Source organism: Streptomyces sp. NPDC015346 (assembly GCF_043078785.1).
Classification (GTDB): domain Bacteria; phylum Actinomycetota; class Actinomycetes; order Streptomycetales; family Streptomycetaceae; genus Streptomyces.
In genome coordinates this window covers 202,901-228,249 of record NZ_JBIBTW010000009.1, presented here as the reverse complement: position 1 = coordinate 228,249, position 25,349 = coordinate 202,901, and the positions used below count along the sequence as shown (strand labels likewise).

The 25,349-nt window shown below is 69.0% G+C and carries 17 protein-coding genes and 4 pseudogenes; 13 read left to right on the top strand and 8 right to left on the bottom strand.

Annotated features, from left to right (window positions below; genetic code table 11):
* Positions 1 to 3,078, top strand: a complete 3,078-nt coding sequence (locus ACF06X_RS29610; protein WP_392290371.1) for a type I restriction endonuclease subunit R — start codon at positions 1 to 3, stop codon at positions 3,076 to 3,078.
* A 136-nt stretch (positions 3,079 to 3,214) separates the two neighbouring features.
* Here ACF06X_RS29610 and ACF06X_RS29605 read toward each other — a convergent pair.
* Positions 3,215 to 3,997: pseudogene (locus tag ACF06X_RS29605) on the bottom strand (site-specific integrase); the annotation flags it as partial.
* 240 nt (positions 3,998 to 4,237) lie between these two features.
* Between ACF06X_RS29605 and ACF06X_RS29600 the strand changes: the two are divergent.
* Complete coding sequence (locus ACF06X_RS29600; protein WP_392290370.1) at positions 4,238 to 4,513, top strand: hypothetical protein; 276 nt, start codon at positions 4,238 to 4,240, stop codon at positions 4,511 to 4,513.
* On the opposite strand, the gene ACF06X_RS29595 is transcribed toward ACF06X_RS29600, so the two are convergent.
* From ACF06X_RS29595 to ACF06X_RS29575, 5 genes are all read right to left on the bottom strand, one after another.
* Positions 4,510 to 5,079: a DUF4240 domain-containing protein gene (locus ACF06X_RS29595; protein WP_392290369.1), complete on the bottom strand. Its 570-nt coding sequence runs from the start codon at positions 5,077 to 5,079 to the stop codon at positions 4,510 to 4,512. The two genes, ACF06X_RS29600 and ACF06X_RS29595, sit on opposite strands and share 4 nt — an antisense overlap.
* A 200-nt stretch (positions 5,080 to 5,279) precedes the next feature.
* Positions 5,280 to 5,684 carry an NUDIX domain-containing protein gene (locus tag ACF06X_RS29590; RefSeq protein ID WP_392290368.1) on the bottom strand — a complete coding sequence of 135 codons (405 nt, stop codon included), beginning with the start codon at positions 5,682 to 5,684 and terminating at the stop codon, positions 5,280 to 5,282.
* A gap of 39 nt (positions 5,685 to 5,723) precedes the next feature.
* Positions 5,724 to 6,626 carry an FAD-dependent oxidoreductase gene (locus tag ACF06X_RS29585; protein WP_392290367.1) on the bottom strand — a complete coding sequence of 301 codons (903 nt, stop codon included), beginning with the start codon at positions 6,624 to 6,626 and terminating at the stop codon, positions 5,724 to 5,726.
* Between the two features lie 4 nt (positions 6,627 to 6,630).
* A complete protein-coding gene (locus tag ACF06X_RS29580) occupies positions 6,631 to 7,200 on the bottom strand; it encodes an isochorismatase family cysteine hydrolase (protein ID WP_392290366.1) in 570 nt (189 codons plus the stop codon).
* Between the two features lie 25 nt (positions 7,201 to 7,225).
* On the bottom strand, positions 7,226 to 8,299 hold the full coding sequence (locus ACF06X_RS29575; RefSeq protein ID WP_392290430.1) for a helix-turn-helix domain-containing protein: 1,074 nt from the start codon (positions 8,297 to 8,299) through the stop codon (positions 7,226 to 7,228).
* A gap of 274 nt (positions 8,300 to 8,573) precedes the next feature.
* On the opposite strand from ACF06X_RS29575, the gene ACF06X_RS29570 reads away from it, so the two are divergent.
* Positions 8,574 to 9,041, top strand: coding sequence for an NUDIX domain-containing protein (locus ACF06X_RS29570; protein ID WP_392290365.1), 468 nt, complete (start codon positions 8,574 to 8,576; stop codon positions 9,039 to 9,041).
* A gap of 522 nt (positions 9,042 to 9,563) precedes the next feature.
* A complete protein-coding gene (locus tag ACF06X_RS29565) occupies positions 9,564 to 10,520 on the top strand; it encodes a hypothetical protein (RefSeq protein ID WP_392290364.1) in 957 nt (318 codons plus the stop codon).
* A gap of 228 nt (positions 10,521 to 10,748) precedes the next feature.
* Here ACF06X_RS29565 and ACF06X_RS29560 read toward each other — a convergent pair whose 3' ends face one another.
* Entirely contained in the window at positions 10,749 to 11,573 is an 825-nt protein-coding gene (locus tag ACF06X_RS29560) for a hypothetical protein (RefSeq protein WP_392290363.1), read from the bottom strand.
* Positions 11,574 to 12,389: 816 nt separating this feature from the next.
* On the opposite strand from ACF06X_RS29560, the gene ACF06X_RS29555 reads away from it, so the two are divergent.
* A complete protein-coding gene (locus tag ACF06X_RS29555) occupies positions 12,390 to 14,645 on the top strand; it encodes an FG-GAP repeat domain-containing protein (RefSeq protein ID WP_392290362.1) in 2,256 nt (751 codons plus the stop codon).
* 164 nt (positions 14,646 to 14,809) lie between these two features.
* On the opposite strand, the pseudogene ACF06X_RS29550 reads toward ACF06X_RS29555, so the two are convergent.
* A pseudogene (locus ACF06X_RS29550) lies at positions 14,810 to 15,361 on the bottom strand (hypothetical protein); the annotation flags it as partial.
* A 239-nt stretch (positions 15,362 to 15,600) separates the two neighbouring features.
* Between ACF06X_RS29550 and ACF06X_RS29545 the strand changes: the two are divergent.
* The 8 genes and pseudogenes from ACF06X_RS29545 (at position 15,601) to ACF06X_RS29510 (ending at position 25,310) form a co-directional block, all read left to right on the top strand.
* On the top strand, positions 15,601 to 16,014 hold the full coding sequence (locus ACF06X_RS29545; RefSeq protein WP_392290361.1) for a hypothetical protein: 414 nt from the start codon (positions 15,601 to 15,603) through the stop codon (positions 16,012 to 16,014).
* Positions 16,015 to 16,076: 62 nt separating this feature from the next.
* Positions 16,077 to 16,751, top strand: a complete 675-nt coding sequence (locus tag ACF06X_RS29540; protein ID WP_392290360.1) for an ABC transporter ATP-binding protein — start codon at positions 16,077 to 16,079, stop codon at positions 16,749 to 16,751.
* Positions 16,748 to 19,021: an FtsX-like permease family protein gene (locus tag ACF06X_RS29535; protein ID WP_392290359.1), complete on the top strand. Its 2,274-nt coding sequence runs from the start codon at positions 16,748 to 16,750 to the stop codon at positions 19,019 to 19,021. The genes ACF06X_RS29540 and ACF06X_RS29535 overlap by 4 nt, the downstream gene beginning before the upstream one ends.
* Before the next feature lie 169 nt (positions 19,022 to 19,190).
* A pseudogene (locus ACF06X_RS29530) lies at positions 19,191 to 19,873 on the top strand (aldo/keto reductase); the annotation flags it as partial.
* Between the two features lie 17 nt (positions 19,874 to 19,890).
* Positions 19,891 to 21,168 (top strand): winged helix DNA-binding domain-containing protein, encoded by a 1,278-nt coding sequence (locus ACF06X_RS29525; RefSeq protein WP_392290358.1) that lies wholly within the window; start codon positions 19,891 to 19,893, stop codon positions 21,166 to 21,168.
* Positions 21,169 to 21,293: 125 nt separating this feature from the next.
* On the top strand, positions 21,294 to 21,719 hold the full coding sequence (locus ACF06X_RS29520) for a YciI family protein (RefSeq protein ID WP_392290357.1): 426 nt from the start codon (positions 21,294 to 21,296) through the stop codon (positions 21,717 to 21,719).
* Between the two features lie 68 nt (positions 21,720 to 21,787).
* Positions 21,788 to 23,053: pseudogene (locus ACF06X_RS29515) on the top strand (RNA polymerase sigma factor); the annotation flags it as partial.
* 151 nt (positions 23,054 to 23,204) lie between these two features.
* On the top strand, positions 23,205 to 25,310 hold the full coding sequence (locus ACF06X_RS29510; protein WP_392290356.1) for a TerD family protein: 2,106 nt from the start codon (positions 23,205 to 23,207) through the stop codon (positions 25,308 to 25,310).
* Positions 25,311 to 25,349: the final 39 nt, after the last annotated feature.

The following is a 25,349-nucleotide window of genomic DNA, read 5'->3' as shown; positions in this document are numbered from 1 at the left end:
GTGCCGAAGGGCATTCGAGAGCGTGAGTTCCAGAACTTACTGATCCGATGGTCCCTCCCGATGGGCTGGGCCTTCACCGCGGGCAGGTCGTTGCCGCGTGAGACGACGCAGACGGTGATCGCCAGCCAATTGCGGGACGCCATCACCCGGCTTAACCCTGGGGTGATCGACGGTTACGACGTGAACGCGGTGGTCGAAGAGATCGTCGCCACGGTCAACGCTGTCGAAGGCGGGCTGGTGCGGGCCAACGAGCAGGTCCTGCGCCTGCTGCGCGGGCATAAGGAGTTCCGGGACGTCGACGGCGTGTGGCACGCGCTGAAGGTCATCGACTTTGAGCACCCGACCGCCAACACATTGGTCGTATCAGACGAAGTGACCATAACCGTCCCCGGCAAGACCTCTCGCCGGTTCGACCTCGTGTACTGGGTCAACGGCCTCCCCCTGGTGGTGGTCGAGGTGAAATCACCGACCGCGAAGTCCGCATGGGCTGATGCCGCCCGCGAGATCAACAGCGTGTACGCCACCGAGTACCCGTGGTTCTTCACCCCCAACGTCTTCGCCGTCGCCTCCGACGGGCTGAAGCTGCGGTTCGGTGCCGTCGGCGCGCCCACGAACCTATGGCAGCCGTTCCGGTCCACCGCCGACGACGAGAACCTGTCCGGGCAGGCCGACGTGCAGCGCTCCGTTCAGCTGCTGCTCAACCCGGCGACCGTCCTGGACATGCTCGCCAACTTCACCCTCTTCGACACCTCCGGGGGCGGGGCGGACAAAAAGTACCTGCCCCGCTACCCGCAGATGGAGGCCGCTCACCTGATCCACGATCGGGTGCTGGAGGGCGGGTCCAAGGGCCTGGTTTGGCATCACCAGGGGTCCGGGAAGACCCTGCTAATGGTGTTCGCCGCCTCGCTGCTGCTGGCCGACACACGCACCGAGTCACCCACGGTCATCCTGCTCTCGGACCGGACCCATCTCGTCCGACAGACCTCTGGCGTGTTCACCTCCGCGATGGGAGGTGCCTACTTCCACCAGCCGGCCAACAGTAAGGAATTGCGCTCCCTGCTGGCCGACGACGTGCGCGGCGTGATCTCCACGACCGTCCACAAGTTCGCCGACGCCGGCAAAAACCTGTCCACCCGAGACAACATCATCGTGCTAGTCGACGAGGCTCACCGCACCCAGTCCGCCAAGTCGAAGTCCCTGGCTGGCCAGATGCGCGCAGCGCTGCCGCACGCGAAGTTCTTCGGCATGACCGGCACCCCCATCAGAAACCTCGCCACCGACACCTTCGCCCTCTTCGGTGAGGAGGCCGACCCGGGCAGGGTGCTGCACCGGTACTCAGTGTCCCGGTCTCTGCTGGACGAGGCGACCGTCCCGGTCATGCTGGACCCGCGCCCCGTCTCGTTCGAGATAGACGACCAGGCGTTGCAGGCCGAGTTCGACCAGTTCGCCGATGACTTCGACCTCGACGACCCCGACCGTGAGACCCTGTCCCGCAAGTTCGGGCGGCTCACCTCGGTGTTCGCCAACCCCAACCGCATCCACGCGGTCTGCCAGGACATCGTGGACCACTACCTGGCTGGCACGTACCGCAATGGCCTCAAGGCCCAGGTCGTCGCCTTCAACCGCGAGCTGGCCGTGGCGTACACGGACAAGCTCAACGAGCTGCTGGCGGGTTTCGAGGCGTCGCAGGTGGTCGCCGAGGTCGGGAAGCATGAGCGGATCACCGCCGAGGTGAACATCTCCGTCTCGGACTCCAAGGACGAAGACCCCGCTATGCGGCCTTACCAGCTCTCGGAGACCGAGGAGGAGGAGCAGAAGCGCCGGTTCCTCGCCGCTGACGACCCGCTGTGCTTCCTGGTGGTGACCGCGAAGCTGATGACAGGGTTCGATGCCCCCAACGAGGGTGTCCTCTACCTGGACAAGCCGCTGAAGGCCCACACCTTGTTCCAGACGATCACCCGCCCGAACCGCACGTGGGTGTCCCCGACCGGTTTCGTGAAGACCTCGGGCGTGGTCGTCGACTACATCGGCCTGGCCGAGGAAGTCCAGCGGGCCGTTGTCGACCCCACCGCGACGGGGACCGGCAAGGGGGGCGGGTTCGTAAGCGACGTGTCTGAGCTGGTCGCCGAGTTCCGCACCGTCTTCGCCCGTATCGAAGACCTCTTCGTGGACGTGGACGACCTGGACCTCACGATCCACGGATACGAGTCCGTGCGAGCCATCAACGTCTTCCTGGACTCCAACCCAGGCACCGCCGAGGTGTTCTCCAAGGACTACCGGCTCCTGGCTCGCCTGTACCCGCTCATCAACACCGACAAGCGGGTCGCCAAGTATCGGGACGGCTTCGGCCTGTTCGGATCTGTCTACACGACCCTGTTCAAGAAGTCGCCCGACGAGGAGAGGAAGGAACGGCTGGCCGAGCTGGGGCCGATGGTCCTGGAGATCATCAACGCCCACGTCCACTCCTTCTCCGTGGTCGCTTCCCAGGAAGAAGCCCTCGTCCTGGACGCCCAGGGCATCGCCATACTCAAGGAGCTGCTGACTCTCGTCCGCCCCAAGTCCACCAAGGACGGCGGCGAGGACAAGAAGCCGCCGTCCGCGGCGGAGATTCTGGACCACATCAAGGCCGCCCTCGACAAGGGCGTCGAACCGGGGTCTGCGAAGTACACGGCCCTAGCAGAGCGGATCAGACAGCTGCGGGACCGGATCATCCAGAACGCACAGGACGCCCTGGAGTTCCTGTCCGAAGCACTCCGGATCGCCCGCGCCATCGTGAACGCGGAGAAGCACCCCGCCGAGGCCGTCGTCGTGCTGGACGACGACCACGTGGGTGTGCTGTCACGGATCATCCTCGATCACGCGCCGTCCGGCCTCACGGTCATGGAGCGGAACCTGGCCGAGGAGATCGACCAGGTGGTCACTCGCACCCTCGCCCAGGCATGGGACAACGCCGACGCCCGTAACCGAGGCGCCCGGCGCGCGACGGCCGCGGTCTTCCGCCGGTACATGTTGAAGCCGGTCGGGGAACCGTACGACTCCACCGTCGCCTACATCGAAGCCCACTACCTCGTCGACTGACGATGGCACGGAGGCCCGGCAACCTGTAATGGTTGCCGGGCCTCGTCGCGCTGCGTGGACCTGATGCCTCCCTTTGGCACTCACCTGGCCGGCGTTGCAGTCGTCCGGTCCTGGCGGGGCGGCGTTTCCGGGGGCACTACCACTCGTCGGTGTCGCCATACCTCCCCGGATTTCGGGCGCGGTCCAAAGCCTGTGCACAAGCCTCGGTGAAGGCCGCCTCCACGGCGTCTTTGTCCGTGCCTCGCACCTGGGCCTCGACCTCCTGACCCGGACCAGAGCGCCGGGCCGTGCGCCAAGCCGAGGCTCGGTCGGTGTAGCGGTCGGTGTAGCGGTCGGTCTCGAAGTCCCAGGCCGGCACCGACCACTGCTCCGGCAGTCCGGGCGCCGCCCGTTCCCCGCCGGGGAGGAACAGGGCTCGGGCGTGGAAGACCACGGCTCGCTCCGGCACGCGGTCTCGGATGGCGCTGGCGCCGTCGGGGCCCTGGTGTTCCCAGCGCCAGCGGTCCCATTCCTCGACCTCAGCGGTGTGATCGGGCCAGTCCTCGCTCCACCGAGCGACGACCTCGTCAGCGTGCTCGCGGTGGAGGAAGGGCACCCGTCGCTCGCCGAGGTGGGCGACGTGGACCACCAGCTCGGCGGGGATGGGGCTCTGGCCGGCCTCCGGCGCACTGCTTCCCGCAGCCTGGTTCGTGCCCCAGAGCAGGCCGCCGACCTTGGCGGCGGTGTCCTTGAGGACGCGGCTGGTCAGGTGCTGGTAGCGGCGGCGCATCCGGGCGGACTTGCCGGGCTCCCAGCCCATGATGGAGTCGACGACCGCGTCGGAGACGCCGAGGATGAGCAGGACAGTCGCCGCGGTGTGGCGGGCGTCGTGAAGGCGGGCATCGCGGACGCCTGCGGCCTTCAGGAGCTCCTTCCATTTAGCATCATGGGCGGATGACGTACAGCGATGCCGACCTGAACGCCCTCCTACATCGCTTGGACGATCCGGAACTGGTGGAGCATCCGCCTGGCTACGACCACGTGGCGACGCGAGCGCTGTTCGAACAACTGGTAGCCAAGCTGGACACCGACTTCGATACGGGCTGCACGGCCGATCGCCAGGTGCAGGACGCGAGCCTGCATGCCAGGGTTGAGGTGCCTGCGGAGGCCACGGTGTGCGGTGGAGCGGATCGTCGTCTCGGTGAGCAACTTCGGATCGATGGCGGTCGTGGCCGCAGAGAACCCGGGCGTCTACTCCGACACCGAGGAGGCGGTAGAAGCAGGCGCGCTCGACATCACCGACCTACGGACAGTCGAACGCGCTCTCACAGACCTGGGTTACGTACCGGTCCCCGAGCGCCTGCTCACCCGACCGTACGACGGCCTGAGCCCCCTAGCCTCGTACCGTCCCGGCGAGCGAGTCGACTGGTGGATTCGGTACTTCGACTACATCTAAACATTCGGCCCGAGAGACAACCGTGCGAGGTGGGGAAGCCGTCGGTGCATCTCCTCGGCGTCGTCGAAGTCGAAGTCCTCGCCCATGTCGGCTTCCGTGCCTACGTGTTCATCGGCCGGCTTGTACTCGGCCCAGGCTTCGTAGAAGGCGTCCGAGTCTCCGGTGAGGAGCTCGAAGGCGCCGCCGGCCACGTAGTTCATCTCCTCGTAGAACAGGGCCTCGTCGCGGTGATCCTGTATCGCTTCCACCACGGCAGGGTGGCCGGCAAGGCTGTCCGGCTCGGCGGCGACCCGCTCGTACCACTCGCGGCCCAGGGCGATCACCCCGGCCCGGAAGTCGATGAAGCTGTCGTCAGAGCACCCCCCGCCGATGAGGTACGCGGCGGCCCAGATGTCCCATCGGTACAGACCGTCATGTACCTCGTCGAACCGCTCCGCGTACTCCAGGATCTCCTGGGGTGAGCGTTCGGCGAGCAGCCCCACCAGCACCTCGTCGAGGGGCTTGCCGACGACGGTCGCGGAAGAACGAGCAGATTCGATGAGCTGCCAGAACCGGTCGATGTCCATGGCCGGCACTCTGCCATCTCGGTATGACACCGCCGGTGAGAGTTCTCCTCTCCGCCCGGCCGGGTACGTCCTTCGCATCTCTCCCGCCCGCCAGCGGCGGGAAGCCAGACGTCTACTGCGGTGAGTGTGACGGCGGCGGTGAAACCTGCTGCACCAGCAACACGCCCCTTACGCCTCAAGAAACGTCGGCCCTGCAGGGTTCAACCAAGCAGAGCCTCGTCGAGGTAGTCCTGCACCGGATCGAACAGCCCGTACGGCACGTACTGCGGAATCTCGCTGTGCGCGGCCCAGGTCAGGCCGGCCACTTCGCCCTCGCTCGCGATGATCGCCTCGCCACCGACGGGACGGCATACGACGTAGTGGATCTCCCTGCCCGTCATGGGGTGCACCCGTTGTCCCAGTGCTCTCTGCGGGGTCACGAGGAGTCCGGTCTCTTCCTCGGTCTCACGTGCTGCGGCTTCTGCCGGGGTCTCCTCCGGTTCGATCTTCCCGGCCGGGAACTGCCACGAGAGTACGCCTTCCGCCACACGCCGTCGTACGAGAAGAACCCGCCCCTCCTGAACGATGACGGCTGCGGCGACCGCCGCCTTGCCCCGACTGGTCATAGAGGTTCCCTTCCGAACGCCGTCGCCGCCCCGTATGCCTCAGCCCTCAGAGAGCAGTTCCCTGGCCGCGTAGTAGGCGTGGAGGGCGGCCTCGCTTCCGGAGCCCAGGGCGGTCATGATCCGTTGGAAGCGGGCGGAGCGGAGGTCGCCGGCCACGATGACGCGGGGGTGCTGGTCGGTGGGCGGGCAGTATCCGTCCGTGCCGCGGGTCAGGTCTCCGGGTGGGGCGGTGGGCGCGTTGCCGATGCTGAGGTAGGCGGCGTCCGCCGTGACCGCCCGCCGGACGCCGCCCTGGTCCACCGCTTCCGCGCCTTCCCCGGAGGTCAGCATCAGGTGCTCGACGGGGAGGAGGGTGACGCGGGGGTCCTCGCGGATCTCCTCGATCTTGTACGCGTCGGTCGCCGGGTACGCCACGAGCAGGCGGGTGTCGGTGGTCGGGTGGGCGCGCAGGAAGGTGCCGATCGGGCGGTCGCCGCCGAGGACGAGGAGGGTGCGGCCCTCGGCGTCGTCCGCCTCGGCCTGCCAGAGCGGGGGCAGGGTCAGGCCCTCGGGGGCGGTGATCCAGGCGGCATCGCGGGGCTGGAGGGGACCGACGCCGGTGGCGACGATGGCGTACGGGGCGGTGAGGCGACTGCCGGTGTCCACCGTGGCGGTCACCCGGTCGTCGTCGGCGTGGAGTGCGGTGACGTGCCGGCCGAGTTCGAGACGGCACAGCTCCGTGCTCTTCAGTTCCGCGACGATGGAGTCGGCGAGCTCGGGGCCGCTGGTGTAGCCGCCGAGGACGTTGTTCAGGGCCGGGATCCGGTAGAGGTTGCGGCACAGCTGGTCCGGCTCGATCAGGATCGAGCGCATGCCGACACTGGCGGCCATGCGAGCGGCGGCGCAGCCGGCCGGGCCGCCGCCGATGATGATCAGGTCGGTGTCGTACAGCGTGTCGGCCATGGGGCTATTCCAGCACCGGGGTCCTTGCGTACGCAGTGAGTTGGCTCAGCACGTGGTCGCTGGTGACGAGTTGGCCGGTTCCGATCAGGCGGCGGGCGACGACGAGGCCGGCCTCGTGGACGTCCGGACCGGCGTCGCTCGCGGAGGCGTCGGTGACGATCCAGGGCGCGTAGCCGTGCTCGAAGGCGTCGGCGGCGGACTTCAGGACGCAGCTCTCGGTGGCGATCCCGCAGAAGACGAGGTCGGTCCAGCCGGCCCGGCGGATCAGTTCGGCGGCCTCCGGAGTGAGGAGCGTGTACCCGGTCTTGTCGACGACCGCGTGTGCGCGGGCGGCAGCCTCGGTAAGCTCGGGGACGATGTCGGTCTCGGGCGCTTCCTGGAGTCGGCGCCACTGAAAGAAGCGCTCGTAGGGGCTGTCCGGATAGTTGAAGTACCGGGTGAAGATCACGGGTCGGCCGGCGGCGGACCACTGGGCGACCAGGTCGGAGACCGCGGGCACGGCGTGGCGGCTGTGGTGGTTCACGAAGCCGTTCTGCATGTCGATCACGACCAGTGCGGCGCTGTCGATGTCCATCCGCTGTCTCTCCTGCCCCGTGTTCTCAGCCGACGCTCTCGCGCAGAGCGTCCTGTGCAGCGCGCAGCCTTTCAGCCAGACCGCTGGTCTTCATGATGGCCTCCCGCATGAGGACGTGCTGCGCGGTCTCCTGGGCGCGGGCGGTGGTGAGCCGGGAGGAGGCGGCGCGCAGGAAGCGCCAGCCGTACTGCTCCGGCATGGAGGGATCCTGGCCGTCCTCGATCATCTGCTGGACCTGGCGGGTGAAGCACCACAGGGCCTGGACGGTCAGCTCGCAGGCGACCAGCTCGTCGACGGTGAGGCCGCGCTCGCGGGAGTGGGAGGCGTAGGCGACGCCGGACCAGCCGGCGTAACCGGTGGAGACTCCCCGTACGCCGAAGGACACGATGTCCGGGTGGTCGAAGCCGGTGGCGAGGAGCGATGCCTCGACCGTGCCGTCCAGCGGCGTGGGCCCGCCCGGAGCACCGCGGTCGACCAAGACCGAGGGCGTGGACAGCAGGCGCAGGGCGGTGTCGTAGGCGTCTCCGGCCCAGGGTGCGGAGGTGAGCCAGTACAGGGAGAGGACGTACTCGGGGTTGGGGACGCGGTCGTGGTCTTCGTCCAGGAGGTCGCGGAGCTTGTTCCGTGCCCAGGGCAGGTCGGAGGCGTACGAGCGGTAGCGCCAGACGGCAAGGTCGGTGAGCGCGGGAGGCTCGTGCGGTTGGACGAGGTGGAAGACGGCGGCCCCGCATGCGAAGACGTGCAGGACGCAGTCCTGCGCTTCGGGGTGGTTCACGCGGACCGAAGAGGACTCTAGCCACTGGTCGCCCGCGCTCGGCGTCATGTGTGCGCGGAGCCGGTCGGCGCGCTCGGCACCGATGAACACCGGCAGGAACTTGTGGGAGTCGACTCCGATCCGGCCTGTCACGGGTGGAGCAGCGCCGTTCGTTCCCAGTGCTGCCGCGAACCGGGCCTTCACGTCGTCCGACGCGCGGCCGAGCGCGGTGTCGAGGACGGCCTGAGATTCGGCACGAGGCTGGTAACTCGCTCCGCCGCCCTCCCAGTTCGACACCGTCCGGTCGCTAACGCCCAAGTAGGAGGCGAAGTCCCGCAGGCTCATGCGCAGGGCGTTGCGTAACAGACTGGCTTCCCGGCCGGACCATCGCTGCACCGTGACCACCGTCGTACCCCCTGTCCGTCACCCGGTGGAACGCCGAAACGGCCAGCGTAGCCAGCCTCCTTCAGCAGTGGTGCGGCATTGCTGCAGCACGTGTACGTCACACCCCGTCACCGACCTGCACCATGCTGAGTTCACCGTTCCGGGAATCGCCGGCCGCGACGAGACAGCCCTCCGCCCGTTCTTCCCTGCACCACCACCAGAAGGAGCAGACAGCATGACCGACATCGTCAAGCGCAACGCCCGCGCGATCCTCCTCGACGGCGACGAGCTCGTCCTGATCAAGCGCACCAAGCCGGGCAGGGAGCCGTACTGGGTGACCGTCGGCGGAGGGGTCGAGGTGGACGACGCGACCATCGAGGCGGCCCTGCACCGGGAGGTGTTCGAGGAGCTGGGCGGCAAGCTGGAGCGCGCCGAGCTGGTCCACCTGATCACCGATGAGCTGGAGGGCGGCGTCGGCGTCCAGCACATCTTCGCCGCGCGCCTGGAGTCGATGGACCTGGCCGCGCGTACGGGGACGGAGTTCGCCAAGCCGGAGCGGGGCGGGTACGAGGTGGTACGGGTGCCGTTCACCGCCGAGGTCGTCCGTGAGCTGAACGTGATGCCGCCGGAGCTGGCCGAGTTCATCGCCGCGAACACGGACGCGATCATCTCCGTCCTCAACACCCAGATCCGCGAGGCGTGAGCGATGACGCAGGCCCCGGACTTCGCCAGCCTCAACGGCCCTGACAACGTCGGCAAGACGACCCACCTGGTGCGGCTGGCCGAGCAGTGGGACGGATTCCAGCCGCTGGGCGCGGTCCACGAGCACGACCCCCGAGCCGTGGGCACGGGTGGCAGCCGACGACTACGCCCAGGCTGCAGACCTACTCCTTTTCAAGCCTCCTCTCATACCCAGAACCAGCTCCCTGGCGTGTTCACCATGCTGCCTGCGACCCGGCGCCCGACGCCAACGCGTACGCGATCGAGGTCCACCGCTGCCGTAGCTGGGCAGACCTCGTCGTCTGGACCTCGCACCTCATGGGCAAGGCGTGGCTAGCGCACACGGACTGGAGCAAGGTGCTTGAGGGCGCCGGTGAGTCCCTCGGCAGGCGAATCGTGCCGACCGTACCCCCAACGTTGCACCGCTAGAGAGCGCCCGGGTGCCCTCACTACCCCCGTCCGTCCCGGCTGCCGTGTCCACACTCCGCTCCACCGAGGAACCCGAATGACGCAGAGCACAACCGTCCCAGTCGGTAGCTTCCGCACAGGACGTCTGGCCGAGGGTCGCCCTCAGGCCCTGGACGCCTGGCGTGTCACGACCGACGAGGCAGAGGTGGCCGCCCGCATCGCCAACCTTCTGGGCGGTCAGCCTCAACCGAACGAGGGGGGAGGAAAACTTGCCCACGAAGTCCTGACAAAGGTTGAGACAGTACGCGTACTCATTGATGGGCCTGACGCAGTGGCGGCTCACATGATCCTCTGGGGCAGTAAGGGGATCATCCACCAATGTGACGGCTTGGAGTTCCTGTCGCCAGAAGAGAAGAAGGGCCAGCCATGCGGCTGCCCTCCAGTATTCGAGGATCGGAAGGTGGCCGCGAAAGAGGGCCGCGGCCCGACGCCGTCCATCAACCTCACCTTCCGGATCGCGGCAGAACCCGCGCTCGGCGAGTTCCACTTCATGACCAGCTCATGGCAGATGGCCGCGCAACTCTCCGACCTGACAGACGCACTGAAGCGAGTCAACGGCCCGGCCATCTGCGACCTCACGCTGGAGCTCGTCGTCTACACCACCAAGATGGGTAGAGGTGTCTGCTATCGAAAGCCGGTGGTCACAGTGCTCGGCAGCCCCGATACGGTGACGATCGAACCCCCGCAGGTGGCCGAACCCACACCCATTCCGGCACCACCCCCACTCCGCCGCAAGGCCAGGCCGGCCCCTGAGCCCACCATCCCGCCCGCGATGGAGTCGAGCCACTCGGTCAGCGTGAGCGCCGCTCTGCTCCGCCAGGCCGCCGAGGTGCTCGGCACCGCCGGTCACGAGGAAACGGTCATCGCCGCCCTGTCCGAGATCGTGGCGGGACGGCAGCAGACCGCAGAACTCTTCCGACTGCGAGAGCAGGTCGGACAGATCGCCGCCATCGCGGGGCGAGCACTCCAAGGCAGGGATTCGGCACTCACCTGATCGGCCCGGACCGTCTCGCAGTGATCAACAGCAGCTGGCACAGGCTGGTCTCAAGACGGTCGCTGGCCAGCCGCTAAGTCCACCGGGAGGCACCCTGACTCGTAGGTCTCCGTCCAACGCTCCCGATGCCGCTGATTGCCCTTCCTCAGGCCGTTCACCGCGCCGAGTGACAGCAGCGAAGTGGGCACTCAGGCCGGCTTTCCCCCGATCCGGGTCGACCATCAGCGGTCAGGTGCTCGCTGGCCTATTCGCGTCCGAGCTGGTGGAGAGACGAAGGATCTTGTCCCAGGTGACCACTAGCCCCGCCGCGGCGGCCGTGGCCAGGGCGACGCCCACAGCTGACGAAGCCAGGGCAAAGACGATGCCGGCGAGACACAAGGTGAACGCAGATCCCCGCAGCACCTGCTGCCGCCACGCTCTGCGCTCGCGGTGACTGTGCAACAGCCCGTCGGCGGATACGTCCCCAGGTGCGAGATCTTGCAGCCGGCCGCTGGCGAGCACTTTCAGGATTCGCTCCACTTCGAGCAGAGCACGCTTCGCACCGTCGATCCGATCAAGCTCAACCCCGTCCCGAAGTTCACGCACGAGGGCAGCGGCTGCTGCGAACCGAGCCACGACCTGGGGCATGGGGTTACGGCCGTCAGGAAGCGCACGTTGCACGGCATACCTCTCCAGCGCGATGGCGAAGTCTTCCAACGCTTGCACTGCCGCAACGTGCGGAGAGTTAAAGGGCGATGCCGTCGGAGGCTCCTTCCCCGTTACCTCCAGAGGCTGAAGAAGTGCCTCATAGGCCCTACGCACCGTGACCGTCATGGCCTCGGTTGTCCACCGCTGCATGCCTTGGTTCGCGACAAGCGAGGCGATCACAGCGGTGATCAACATGGGCGTCACCAAGACCACTATGGCGACGGCGTCGCGCCAGACGTGCCAGCTTGTGCGTTGGATGGCTGCGGCAAGGGCGCCACCCGCTGAGACGGACATCGCGACGGGGACGACCATCTTGAGGGCGAGTGCCTTCCGGGACGCCTGATACAGGACGTCTTCGCGCTGCAAGTAGTCCAGTGTCGGACGGTCTGGACGCGTCGCCAAGGAGCTGTCGCGGACCTGGCGCACCAGGTGAGCGCGGCGCCGTCTCGCGTGTGCCCGCGCGTGAGCCCAGCAGATCCGTTCCAGGAGCGTTCTGTTGTGTCGGCGCTGCGACGTTGCCGTCATGGTCAGGGCCCATATCGACATTGTCCAAGCGGCGAAGATGAGCGCCCCAAACTCGGCTTTCGACACGTTCTCCCCCTACGGAACATCGTGGGGCTCATCCCCATCGCAAGTCCCTATGCCCTGGGGAGGTTCACCAACGCCTCACTGTCAGTACGAAACCCTGTGCGAGCCGAGTACCGTCGATCTGCCCGTCGCGGGCCCGCGACCAGCTACAGGATCAGGCTGCCGACCTGGCAGACGACCCAGCTTCGTGGTCTCAGTTCTGGTCTCATTCGCCGCCGTCCGGCCCCGTCCGGACGGGGCCATCCCGAACGCTCCGCACCAAGTCAGGACGGGCACGACCCCCGCCGGACCCCCGTACGAACATTTGGAAAGCGTGTTGGGGGCAACCCCTCACGAGTTCGAATCTCGTATCCTCCGCCAGTGCCTCACCGGGCACGATGTCGAAGGGCCCCGCAGCTTGCTGCGGGGCCCTTCTTCGTTTCTCAGTTCTCCCCTGTCGTGACGGGTGTCGTGACGGCTGTGGTGACGGCCGGCGTGGCGGGTGTCGTCACGCCCATGCGGAGTTCTCCGAAAATCCCGTACAACCACTCGACCCGATCGCGAGTCTGATCGGGCACGGCACGACCGTGTCCGATCTTCTCGTGGGGGTTCACCTTGCAGTTCCGCTCCACCGGCACCCGTCTCGCCACGGCGATCCTCGTCGTCACGGCCCTCGGCGCCGGCACGCTGGCCACCGCCCCGGCCGCCTTCGCCGCCGGTTCGGGCTCCACCTCGGGCTCCGCCCCGGGCTCCTTCTCCGGCGCCGGCTCCGACGCCGGCTCCGCCGAGGCAGCCGACGCCCTTCCCGTCTACCCGGAGGGCACCGAACTCGGAGGGGTGGGCGCCTCCGGTTTCCTCACCTACTCGTTCGCGGACGGCACCCGGAAGCTGCTCTGGACGCCGTTCGACGGCGGCGCCCCGACCCCTGTCCAGGAGCCCGACGGCGGCGCTTGGACCATGGGGGCCGACGACGTGGTCGTCCTCGGCGACGCCGGCTGGACCGCACAGATGCGTTCGCTCACCCTGCGCCACATGGCCACCCCCTCCGCCCCGGGCGTCGACATCGACCTCGGCGCGCTGAACGGCAACTACGTGGCCGTGCTGAGCCCGACGAGCGTCCTCGCGCAGCTGACGAAGGACGACGGCACGGCGGAGCTGCACGTCGTGACCAAGGACGGCGCCACGACGACCACCCGCAAGGTGGCCGGCCTGCCCGCGGACGCCACCGACTTCTTCGGCTCGAGGGTCCACGACGGTTCCGTTCTGGTCGGGTACGAGACCGGTCCGGCGGACGCGCGGACCGGCGGCCGGGCCCTTGTCGACGTGGCGGCCGGGACGGTGACCGCGACGTACGCGGCCGCGGAGTCCGGCTACGGCTTCGAGGGTCTGGCGTTCTCGGCATCGCACGTGACCTGGTACGAGAACGAGGCCGGCACCGGCGGGATCATCCGGTCCGTCGACCGCGCGTCGGGCGAGGTGAAGCGGACCGTCCTGGGCGCCCACACCGCCGAGTGGTACCACTCGCTCGTGGGCGACTGGCTCGTCTACGGCAACCCCACGACGCAGGTCAAGGCCGTCTCCCTGACCACTGGCGAGATCCGCGACCTCCTGGACTCCGGCTCCTCGTCCATGACGGCGGGCGACGGCAGCGCGGTGGTGCACGGCGCGCGGGCCGCCGACGGCGAGGGGCTGTTCCGGATCGCGGTCGGAGCGGACGGCGCCCCGACGGTCACCAAGGTGGCGGCGACCGGCACCCCCGTCGCCGCCGGAGTGGAGATCGAGCAGGTCCACGTCCCCGACGTGGCACACCTCGACCAGACCGGCGGCAAGGTGACGCTGGGCTGGACCCTGTCCCGTACCGACGCTCTTCTGGACGTCACGCTCACCCACGTCGCCACGGGCAAGGAGTTCACCACGCGCGTGAACGCCCCGGCCACCGGCTCCCTCTTCGGCTACACCTGGGACGGCACCATCGGCGGGGTGGACGCCCCGAACGGCAAGTACGCGGTCGAGGCCGAGGCGACGCTGCTCGACGGCACCGGCGAGCCCGCCTACCAGGGCTGGTTGATGACCGTCTCCCGGACACACAACCCGCACGACTACGGCGACAACGGCTCCACCGACGTCCTCGCCCGGGACGCCTCCGGCGTGCTGTGGCGCGACGACCTGCGGGACCGGCCGGTGGACGGCAAGGTCCAGACCGCCCAGCGCACCCGGGTGGGTACGGGCTGGCAGACGTACAAGCAGATCGAGGCGGTCGGAAACCTCGCGGGCAACGAGGTCGGCGACCTGGTCGCCGTCGACGGCTCCGGTTACCTCTGGCACTACCTCGGCAAGGGCGACGGCACCTTCGCGGCCCGCGCCCGCGTCGGCAGCGGCTGGGGTGTCTACAACAAGATCACCGGCGGCTCGGACCTCAACGGCGACGGCCGCAGCGACCTCTTGGCCACGGACACCTCCGGCGTCCTGTGGTTCTACAAGGGCACGGGTTCCGCCACCGCCCCCTTCGCCCCCCGCGTGAGCCTCGGCGGCGGCTGGGGCATCTACAACCAGCTCACCGCCCTCGGGAACATCACCGGTACGGCCGCCGGGGACCTGGTCGCCCGCGACAAGGAGGGCGTCCTCTGGCTGTACCAGGGCAACGGCAAGGGCGCTTTCTCCGCCCGCGTGCGGGTCGGCGGCGGCTGGGGTGCCTTCAGCCAGCTCGTCGGCGCCGGCGACGTCGACAACGACGGACGCCCGGACATGATCGCGTACGGGGCGGGCGGCACGTACGTCTACCGCTCGACGGGCTCCACCACCGCCGTCTTCAGCCGTCAGTCGACGACGCTGTACGCGGGCGAGGGCACCAAGTTCAACAGCGTGGCGTAAGACGTAATAAGTAAGACGTAATAGACGTAATAAGCGGCACGACCTGATGCCGAAGGGCCCCACCGTTCGCGCGTGCGCGGTGGGGCCCTTCGCTGTTTCTCGGTTCCTGTTTCTCGCTTCCTGTTTCCCGGTTCCTGTTTCTCGGTCTCGGGCTTGGTTCCTAGACAGGGGCGGTACTCGAGGCTCAGCTCGCGGTCGACGGCGTAGCTGGTACGCATCGAGGCGTCGATGACCCGTCCCCAGGAGCCGTACTTGGCGTAGAGCTGATCCGCAGTGGGCCCGAGCGGATTGCCGTACTTGGCCATGTTCCGCTCCTCCAGGATCTGCACCTCCTGCGGGGTCATGCCCGCGCGGGTGATCTCCTTCGCCTGGTTCCGCATGTCGACCATCTCCCTGGCGATCTCCTCCTCGGTGGCTCCGGCCTCCCGCATGTTGGCCTCGGTGCGATGCATGTCCTCCAGGAGCCCGTGGTAGCGCATCCGGGTCCTCTGGGCCTCGACCTTCTCGTCCATCGGCAGGACACGGATGCGGCACACGACCGGGTCCGTGCTGGGGCAGGGATCGTCGGCGGAGACTGGCGGGGAGAGCGGAGCGGTGATGAGGGAACCGCAGGACTCGGCGGCCGCGGAAGCGGAGGAGGCGAAGGTCGCCAGCAGTGCGACGGCGGCCACGAACGGCACGAGGACACGCCGCGGCAGGGAGAGGGAAAGGGGCATGCGCGCATCTTTGGGGACGGCGCGGCACCCGTTCACGCAGCCACACCGGTGATCACCCCTACGGGTCGCCTGGACGCGTGGGCGCCTGTCGCACGGCAAACTGTCCGGCGATTCGGCCGATTTCACCGGTTCGAGCGGGACCGAGGAGGAAGAGACGTTCCGCCCGACCGTGCTGTCCGTAGCTAAAGGAATACTCTCCGCTACGTCCCATGTGGGGGCGCTCTGAGGCTGGAGGAAACGTGCGGAAGTTGGCGACGGCGGCTGTGGTTGCTGGGCTGTTCTTGGGCGGGGCAGGGGCTGCGGTGGCGGATTCGTGGCGTGCCATCCCATCGGTGAAGTCCGACGGGGTACGTCTCAGTGGCGCCTACCTGTGGGAGCCCAGGGGACAGAATCACGGAGGCTTCCACTTCAAGGTGACTCTTGAGGACACCCTCGCCGGGGACGGACACAACGTCTATGTGCAGGCCAAGGTTGAGGGCTACGGCTGGAACCGTTTCAACGGCGTACAGAGGAAGAACGTACAGATCGACAAGATCGTCTACGACGGCGCTGCGCAGACCACTGGCGAGGCATGGATCCGTGCCTGCCGCGACCGGGGCTCCCTCCGACCTGACAACTGCACTGTCACCCAGGAGTACAGGCGAGAGCGGTAACAGCCGACAGTCCCGGAGGCCGCCGTCGCGCGGCCTCCGTGCGCAAAGGAGTTCGCACCATCATGGACGCCATTCTCCGCGCCGAGGGCGTGGATCTCTTCTACGGAACGCACCAGGCCGTCACGGGTGCGGACTTCGCCCTGCAAGTCGGTGAAGTGGCCGCCGTCATGGGCAGCAGCGGTTCGGGTAAATCCTCGCTGCTCTACTGCCTCGCGGGGGTACTTCCCGCGACCCATGGCACCGTCTCCTTCGACGGAACCGCCTTCTCGACCCTCACCGACGACGAACTGAGCACAGTACGACGGGAGCGTTTCGGTTTCGTCTTCCAGTACGGCGAGCTCCTGCCCGAGCTGACGGTCGAGGAGAACGCCGCCCTTCCCCTGCGCCTCGCCGGACAACGGAAGGCGCCGGCCCACGCGGTGGCCGGCGAGGTGCTGGGGCGGCTCGGCATGGCCGAGCTGCTGCAGCGCAGGACCTCACAGCTCTCCGGCGGGCAGAGTCAGCGCGTCGCTGTCGCGCGGGCGCTCGTTCACCGCCCCGCCGTGGTGTTCGCCGACGAGCCGACCGGCGCCCTCGACAGCGCCAACGCCTCCGCCGTACTGGAGGAGTTCCTGCGGCTCGCCCGCGATCAGGGCACCGCCGTCGTCATCGTGACGCATGACGAGACCGTGGCGGCGCACGCCGACACCCGGTACACGATGACCGATGGTGTCCTGACGCAGCGGGTGGCGACATGAACCCCTTTCTTCTCGGCATGCGCCTGCTGTGGGGCGGCGGCCGCAGAGGGCGGGCCCGTTTCCTGCTGATGGCCTTCGGTTGCTCCCTGGGCGTGGCCTGCCTCGCCGCCGTCCTCACGATCCCCGCCATCCTCACCGCTCACGATGCACGAACCGCCACGCGTGATCCGCAGCCCGCTCTTTCAGCGACCACCGGAATCGACTTCCTCACGCACGAGGACCCCTATGGTTCTCAGCGGCTCCACCGGGTCTTTCTGGCCGGCGAACCGACCGACCCCACGATGGTCCCACCAGGAGTCACTCGCCTCCCCGCTGCCGGAGAGTTGATCCTCTCTCCCCGACTTCGCACGGTTCTTACGGAGCAGCCCGGCGTCGCGGGGCTCCTTCCCGGCCGGGTGGTCGGCACCATCGGACCGGAAGGTCTGACGGGCCCTGATGAGCTCTATGCCTACATCGGTACCACCAGGGACCAGATTCCGGGTGCCTCGCACCTGCAGAACTTCGGCGGGCCGCATCCGAGCTTCAACGCAGTGGACGAATCCACGCTCGACATCCTGCGGTTCACCCTCGCCTGCGTGGTGCTGCTGCCCCTCGCCGTGTTCCTCTCCGTGTGCGCCCGGCTCTCGGCCGAGTCCCGCGCCCGTCGGCTTGCCGCGCTCCGGCTCGTAGGCCTGAGTGTCAAAGACACCCTGCGGGTCAACGCCGGGGAGACCGTGGCCGCCGCCTCCCTCGGTGCGTTGCTCGGCGTCGGCGGGTATTTCGCCGTCAACGAGATCATGGCCCGGCTCGGCCTCCCCGGCCTCCACTGGTATCCGGCTGATGGACATCCGACGGCCTTCACGCTTGTGATCTGCCTGGTGGCATGTCCGGCCCTGGCCTGGTTCGTCGGGCGCCACCATGCCCGGGAAGCCGCCCTCACACCACTCAACGTTCGCCGGACCGCCCAGCGCAAGCCTCCCAAGAAGTTCGGGACGCTTCTCCTGGTTCCGGGCCTCGGTGTCATCGGCGGCTACTGCGCTCTCAGCATCATGGGAAGGGACCCTTCTGGAGGAAGCGCCAACTCCGTACTCATTCCCGCAGCAGTGCTGGTGACGGGAGCTGGACTCGTTTTCGGACTAGCGCCGATCACCTCCTGGCTGGCGCGCCGGCTCGCCGGGTCCGTGCGATCGCTCCCGTTGGCTCTCGCGATGCGTCGCATCGAAGTCGAACCAGGCAGCTCGCTGCGGGTGGTCACGGGGCTGGCCCTGCTCATCTATGCCACCTCCCTCACCCAAGGCGTCCTCGTCGAGCTGAGCCAGGTCAGTCGCAACACATCGCCAGTACAGGAGTACGCCCTAGGCCTAGCCGAACTCAGCCCTGAGCAGCGGGCGAAGATGCTCACGGTGGAAGGGATCCGGTCCCACGCCGTGACTGCGCACTCGTGGCGCCGAACCGGCACTTTGACTCCGTCGGTCCAAGCCGTCGTTGCCACGTGCGCCCAGCTCGCGGCTTTCAGCAAGTCGATCGATGGCTGTACTGACGGCAAGATCATGAGACTGTCGGACCCAGACCTGACACCGAACGAAGATGCACAGGCAGGCAAGTCCTACCCGTTCCTTCTCGACAACGGGCAGAAGTTCGTCGTGAAACTGCCGCAAGCTGTGGCCACCGTTCACACCTTCAGTTCCACCGATCTCGGGTCGGCCGATGTACTCATCCCCCCTCCGCTCCTTCCTGATGGCGCCCTGCCCGTAGGGGACCTGCCGACACAGGGCCAGTTCGTCCTCACCAGCGATTCCGACCCTCAGACCGTCCGCACCGCCCTCGACGGCATCGGTTCCATCGCCCCCACCGTCGACGTCGAGCCCGTCGGCATCAACGTCGATGCCCTGAGCCAGCTCACCGTCATCCGCAGCCTCCTCGCCTCCGGCATGGTTCTCGGGCTCGTCATCGGTGTCGCCGCGTTCGTCGTGTCCGTCGTCGACCGGGCCATGGAGCGGCGGGGGCAGGTCGCCGCGCTCGCCCTGCTCGGGGCGCGTAGGGCGACGTTGCGGGTCGCGCAGTGTGTGCAGGTGGTGCTGCCGCTCGCGATCGGGCTGGGGGCGGCCGTCGTCACCGGGTGGCTCGCGGAGTCGAGTTATCTGATTACCGGGGGCGGGGCCGTGCACTGGGACTGGAGTGGGCTGCCGTTGCTGCTCGTCTGTTGCCTCGGGGTCATGCTCGCCGCCGCTGCCGCCTCCCTGCCCCTCGTCCGTCGCCACGTCGATCCTGAACACATCCGCCGGGACTGACAGACGTCCCACCACACCGCCCCCCGGCCGCCGAGGAGTTCCGCGCCTCGGCGGCCGCGTCGTCCCCAAGGCCCTCAAGACCACTCAAGGCTCCTCAAGCCGCCAGGTCCGCCGCTCTTGCCTTGGAGTCCGCTTCAACTCCTAGAGTGCGCGCCGAGGAGGTGCCTTGCCCGACCACCGTACGGACATCGAGGAGACCTCTCCGTCCTCGGTGACCTCGTCGCCCAGGGCAAGATCCGCGCGTTCGGCTGCTCCACCTTTCCCGCCGAGGAGATCGTCGAGGCGCACGCCGTCGCCGAGCGGCGCGGGCTGCGCCGGTTCCGTACGGAGCAGCCGCCGTACTCGCTGCTCGCGCGGGGCGTCGAGGCCTCGGTGCTGCCGGTGGCGCAGCGGTACGGGATGGGGGTGCTGGCCTGGAGCCCGCTGGCGTCCGGGTTCCTGACCGGGAAGTACCGCAAGGGGCGGCCGGTCGATCTGACCAGCGGCCGGCCCGCGTTGACCCCGCACCGCTTCGACCCGACCATCCCCGGAAACGCCGCCAAGCTCGACGCCGTCGAGCGACTCGTCGCCCTGGCCGAGGAGATCGGCTGCTCGCTCCCCGAGCTGGCGCTCGCCTTCGCCGCCGCGCACCCCGCCGTGACCTCGGTGATCATTGGACCCGGGACGAGGGACCAGCTGGACGGGCTCCTGAAGGCCGCCCCGCTCGTCCTCGACGACGACATCCTCGACCGCATCGACGAGATCGTCCCGCCGGGCACGAACCTCTACCACCCGGACGGCGCCTGGCGACCGCCGTACCTGACGGACGCGACGCTGCGCCGCCGTCCCGTGGGTGACCGCGCGGCCATGTGAGGTCCATGCTGGTCGGCATGGGTACGAAGATGCGCGTGATCACGGAGGACGAACGCAGGGCCCGGCTGGCCGTACGCCACCGGCTGGCCGGCGAGGCGCGGGCGTCGAGCGCGGTGGAGGTGGCGAACTCCCTGGTGGCGCTGCACGCGACGGACCCGGCGAGCGTGTACCTGGCGGTGGGCGCACGGCTGAGGGGCGGGGTGGGCGGGGTGGAGGGCGCGGGGGACGTGGCGGACGCGCACCGCCTCCGCGACGCGGGGCCCGTCGCGGAGCTCGAACGGGCCCTGTACGAGGACCGGACGCTGACCCGTATGCACGGCATGCGCCACACGATCTTCGTCTTCCCCACCGCCCTCGTCCCCGCCGTGCACGCCTCCGCCACCCGCGACGTCGCCACCCGCGAGCGCGCCTCGCTCCTCAGGCACCTCACCGCCGGAAGCGCGTACGACGCCGACTGGCTCGCCGAGACCGAACGGCTGCTGCTCGCGGAGCTGGCGGTACGGGGAGAGGCCACCGGGGCCGAACTGGGAGCGGCCGTACCGAGGTTGCGGGCGGAGTACGTCTACGGTGTCGGCACTCGCCAAGAGGGCCCGCAGCCGCTCTCCAGCCGCCTCCTGCGCGTCCTCGGCATGGAGGGCCGGATCGCTCGCGGCCGGCCGCAGGGGGCCTGGACCTCCAGTCGCTTCCGCTGGACGCTGACACCGGACCGCCCGGACCCGAGCGACGAGGACGCGCACGCCGAACTCGTACGACGGTGGCTGGCGGCCTCCGGACCGGCGACCGAGGCCGACCTGAAGTGGTGGACCGGGTGGAAGGTCACCGACGTCCGCAAGGCGCTGGCGGCGATCGGCACGGAGACCGTACAGCTGGCGGAGGGCACCGGTCACGTCCTGCCGGGTGACACCGAACCCGTACCGGCGCCGGAGCCGTGGGCGGCGCTGCTGCCCGCGCTGGACCCGACGGCGATGGGCTGGCAGTACCGCGACTGGTACACCGACCCCGCCCACAAGGCCGCGCTGTACGACCGGAGCGGGAACATCGGGCCCACGGTGTGGTGGAACGGCCGGATCGTGGGCGGCTGGGCGCAGCGCCCGGACGGCGAGATCGTCTGGCGCCTCCTCGACGACGGCGGCGCGACGGGCGAGGCGGCGGGCGTGGAGGCGCGGTCCGCGATCGAGGCGGAGGCGGCGCGGCTGGCGGGGTGGGTCGGCGACGTACGCGTCACACCGCGCTTCCGCACGCCGCTGGAGCGGGAGCTGGCCGGGGCGCAGACGGGAACGGGGACGGCCGGCTGAGGCTCTGCGGGTGGAATTCGGCGGGAATCCACATCCTGCCCCGCGCGGTGTCGAGAACCGGCGCCCGGCTCCGACGTCCCCTGTGAAAGGCAACGACAACAGGTACGAGTACCAGGGAGCACGTCATGAAGTACCTCGTCATGGTGCAGGGCGCGCAGGCCGACTACGAAGCCATGAAGGGCAAGGCCTCCGCGCACAGCCCCGTCTGGAGCGAGCACGACCTGCGGGCCATGTTCGCCCACATGAGCGCGATCAACGACGATCTGGCCGAGTCCGGTGAGCTGGTCGACGCGCAGGGCCTCGTCGAGCCCGCGCGGACCCGGTTCGTGACCGTCGACAAGGAGGGCAAGCCGGTGGTCACGGACGGGCCGTACGGGGAGACGAAGGAGCTGCTCGCCGGGTATTGGGTGCTCGACTGCGAGAGCCTGGAGAGGGTCACCGAGATCGCGGCGCGCGTGGCGCGGTGTCCGCAGCCGGCCGGGGCGCCGGAGTATCCGGTGGTGATCCGGCAGATCGACGAGCGCCCGGAGTCCGAGCTCTTCACCACCTGAACCCGGGCGGCCCGGGTGACCGGGCGACGCGGGCGCCCGGGTGACCAGGCCACCCGGGCGACAGGAGAGGCATGGACGAAGAGCACGAGGCCGTCGAGGACCTGCTGCGCCGCCACGCGCCGCAGGTCCTCGGCGCGCTCGTGCGGCGGTACGGACACTTCGACGCGGCGGAGGACGCCGTACAGGAGGCCCTGCTCGCCGCCGCCCGCCAGTGGCCGGAGAGCGGGACGCCCGACAACCCGCGGGGCTGGCTGATCCGGGTGGCGTCGCGGCGGCTGACCGACCTGTTGCGGGCGGACGAGGCGCGGGCCCGGCGCGAGGAGACGGCCGCGCGCCTGGAACTCCGCGAGACGCGGGCGGCTCCGTCCGACGACGACACCCTCACGCTCCTGTTCCTCTGCTGCGACCCGGTGCTGGCGCCGGCCGCGCGGGTCGCGCTGACGCTGCGCGCGGTCGGGGGGCTGACGACGACGGAGATCGCCCGGGCCCATCTCGTACCGGAGGCGACGATCGCGCAGCGGATCAGCCGGGCGAAGCAGAAGCTGAAGCAGACGGGCCGCCGCTTCCACCAGCCGGGGCCGGGGGACCGTGACGCCCGGCTCGCCACCGTGCTCCAGGTCCTCTACCTGATCTTCAACGAGGGCTATACCGCGACCTCAGGACCCGCCCTGCACCGCGCCGACCTGGCCGGCGAGGCGATCCGGCTGACCCGGGCCGTGCGCCGCCTGCTGCCCCGGGAGGGCGCGGTGACCGGTCTGCTGGCCCTGATGCTGCTGACGGAGGCCCGCAGCGCGGCCCGTACCGGACCGCACGGCGAGCTGATCCCCCTCGACGAGCAGGACCGTACGCTCTGGGACGCGGCGGCGATCGCGGAGGGCACGGCCCTGGTGGAGGAGTCTCTGACGGAGGGCCCGCCCGGCCCGTACCAGCTCCAGGCGGCCATCGCGGCCCTCCACGACGAGGCCCGCCGCCCCGAGGACACGGACTGGCCGCAGATCCTGGCCCTCTACGACCTGCTGGTGGCCGACTCGGGCGACTCCCCCGACCCGATGGCGGAGCTCGGCCGCGCGGTCGCCGTCGCCATGGTCCACGGCCCCGAGTCGGGCCTCGCCGAACTCGCCGCCCTGGAGCCGCGCCTCCCCCACCACCACCGCCTGGAGGCGGTCCGCGCCCACCTCCTCGAACGCACCGGCGCCACCGAGGCCGCCGTCACCGCCTACCGCACGGCGGCCGGCCTCACCCTCAGCGACCCGGAACGCCACTACCTGGAGACGAAGGCCGCCCGCCTCACGAAGCGAAATCGTGAGGGCTGTGAGGGCTGTGAGGGTCCGTGAGGCGTCATGAAATACGCGTCCGACTTTCACATCGTCTCCTCGAACTCCCGCACCGGACGCTACGGTTCCCCTGGGGGCGCCCACATCGGGACATCACCTTCTTCGCGGCTGTCCGCATCCGCCTTCGGCGGCCGCATGTCCAGGGGGACACATGCACGAAATGGTCAAGGGAGCCAACGTCGGCCTGGCCGCTCTGAGCGAAGACACGGGCTCCGTCATCGTGAGCCTGAGCTGGAGCAGCGCGACGGGGGACGGCGACGCGGACGTGTCCGTATTGCTCCTGGACCGCGACGGCAAGGTCCGCAGCGATTCCGATTTCTACTTCTACAACCACCCGGCCGCTGATGACGGCAGCGTGCAACTGCTGGGCAAGACCCCCACGGAGAACGGCAGTGAGGACCGCATCAGTCTCGACCTCACCGCCGTCCCCCACGAGGTCACCAGAATCGTGATCGCGGCAAGCCAGTACGGCACCTACGGCGCCACCTGCTTCGGTGACCTGGACGATCTCCGCCTGACCCTCGCCGATCGCTCGGGCGAGGCCCTGCTCGGCTTCTCCATCTCGGACGCCACGGTGGAGACCGCCTTCATCTTCGGCGAGTTGTACCGGCGCAACGAGGAGTGGAAGTTCCGCGCGGTCGGACAGGGTTACGGAACGGGGCTCGCCGGCCTCGCGAACGACTTCGGCATCGACGTCGTCGAGGACGAAGACACCGAGGAGGCGCGCGAGGACGAGGCGGCCCCCCGACCGCCGGCGGACCCCGGCCCCGCCCCCTCCCCCGCCCCCGCCCTCGCAGCGATTCCCGTCCCCGCTCAACCGTCCGCACCGGCCCAGGAATCAACCGCTGTACCAGCCTCGGAACAGGCCTCGGCGCCGGGCTCGCAACAGGGCTCTGCACCGGAGCGCCGCCGTGGACCGCGTACCGCCAAGAAGAAGGTCACGCTGCCCAAGGCGGCGAAGAAGTCGCTCGCCGAGAACGACTCCTGGAGGCCTGCCCGCCTCTTCCCCGTGCCGTCGTACAAGAGCGACAGGGAGCGGGAGGTGCGGGCCACGTCCGTGCTGCTCTCGGTCATGGCCGAAGTACCCGAGTTCGGACGCCGGCTCACGGCGGCCTTCGGCGCCCCGGCGGGTCGGATGCAGACCTTCACCGAGGTCTCCCTCCCCCATGGCGACAGCCCCAAGCGTCCCGACGGCGTGATCCGGGTGGAGCGGGCCGGAAAGCTCTGGACGGCTCTCGTCGAGACCAAGACGAACGGCAACGCTCTGAAGACGGAGCAGGTCCAGAACTACATGGACATCGCGGCCCGGCGGGGCTACGAAGCGGTCATCACCCTCTCCAACGACGTCGCACTGGAGGGAAGCCCGCTGGTCGACGTCAAGGTGGACGGCAGGCGCAAGCACAAGGTCGCGCTATGGCACCTCTCTTGGGCCGAGGTCGCCCATCAGGCACAGATGCTGATCCGGCACGAAGGTGTGGGAAACGCCGCCCACGCCTGGCTCCTGCAGGAGCTCCTGCACTATCTCCAGCACGAGAACTCCGGCTGTCACGGTTTCCAGAACATGGGGTCCTCCTGGGTCCCCGTCCGCAACGGCATCGACACCGAAACCCTCTGTCAGGGTGATCCCCGCGCGATCGAGGTCGTCGAGAGCTGGGAAAGGCTGATCCGCCAGGTCTGCCTCCGCCTCGGCGGTGAACTCGGACAGAAGGCCCTCCCCGTGCAGCGAGCCAAGCGCGGTACGGACCCGACGTCCCGGCGGGCCGAACTCGCCGACCAGCTCTGCGAGGAGGGTCGGCTGTCCGCGGAGGTACGTATCGACGGGACCAACGGCATTCTCTCGATCACCGCCGACCTTCGTACGGGGAAGCTCCGGACCTCGATCGACGTTCCGGCGCCCGACAGCGGCTATCCGCTTTCCGTCGCCAAGCGACTCGTCCGCGTGCTGGCCGACGCCCCGGCGGACCTTCACGTGGAGACCCTGGTCGAGGGGCGGAACGGGCCACGCGGCACTCTGGAGCGCTTGCGCCCGGAGCCCGGTGACCTGCTGCCGAAGGACGGGGCGGCCATCGCCGGCTTCCGTTTGTCCCTCTTCAAAGGCATGGGCGGCAGCCGCGGAAGCACCGAGTCGGGGTTCATCCGAAGCGTCGACGAAGCCGTCGACCGCTTCTACGCCGCGGTGGTCGCCCAGCTCGCGCCGTTCGAACGTCGCACCGGTCGCGGTCGCACCGCGCCCGAGCCGGTCGGGGTGAACAGCTAGACCCGCTGCATCCGATACACCGGCTGGAGGAGTGGCCGG

Bases quoted from the DNA above. Each gene is read 5' to 3' on its own strand.
- ACF06X_RS29595 (WP_392290369.1), bottom strand. From the start codon at position 5,079: ATGGACATCGACCGGTTCTGGCAGCTCATCGAATCTGCTCGTTCTTCC.
- ACF06X_RS29590 (WP_392290368.1), bottom strand. From the start codon at position 5,684: ATGACCAGTCGGGGCAAGGCGGCGGTCGCCGCAGCCGTCATCGTTCAG.
- ACF06X_RS29585 (WP_392290367.1), bottom strand. From the start codon at position 6,626: ATGGCCGACACGCTGTACGACACCGACCTGATCATCATCGGCGGCGGC.
- ACF06X_RS29580 (WP_392290366.1), bottom strand. From the start codon at position 7,200: ATGGACATCGACAGCGCCGCACTGGTCGTGATCGACATGCAGAACGGC.
- ACF06X_RS29575 (WP_392290430.1), bottom strand. From the start codon at position 8,299: ATGAGCCTGCGGGACTTCGCCTCCTACTTGGGCGTTAGCGACCGGACG.
- ACF06X_RS29570 (WP_392290365.1), top strand. From the start codon at position 8,574: ATGACCGACATCGTCAAGCGCAACGCCCGCGCGATCCTCCTCGACGGC.
- ACF06X_RS29565 (WP_392290364.1), top strand. From the start codon at position 9,564: ATGACGCAGAGCACAACCGTCCCAGTCGGTAGCTTCCGCACAGGACGT.
- ACF06X_RS29540 (WP_392290360.1), top strand. From the start codon at position 16,077: ATGGACGCCATTCTCCGCGCCGAGGGCGTGGATCTCTTCTACGGAACG.
- ACF06X_RS29535 (WP_392290359.1), top strand. From the start codon at position 16,748: ATGAACCCCTTTCTTCTCGGCATGCGCCTGCTGTGGGGCGGCGGCCGC.
- ACF06X_RS29525 (WP_392290358.1), top strand. From the start codon at position 19,891: ATGGGTACGAAGATGCGCGTGATCACGGAGGACGAACGCAGGGCCCGG.
- ACF06X_RS29520 (WP_392290357.1), top strand. From the start codon at position 21,294: ATGAAGTACCTCGTCATGGTGCAGGGCGCGCAGGCCGACTACGAAGCC.
- ACF06X_RS29510 (WP_392290356.1), top strand. From the start codon at position 23,205: ATGCACGAAATGGTCAAGGGAGCCAACGTCGGCCTGGCCGCTCTGAGC.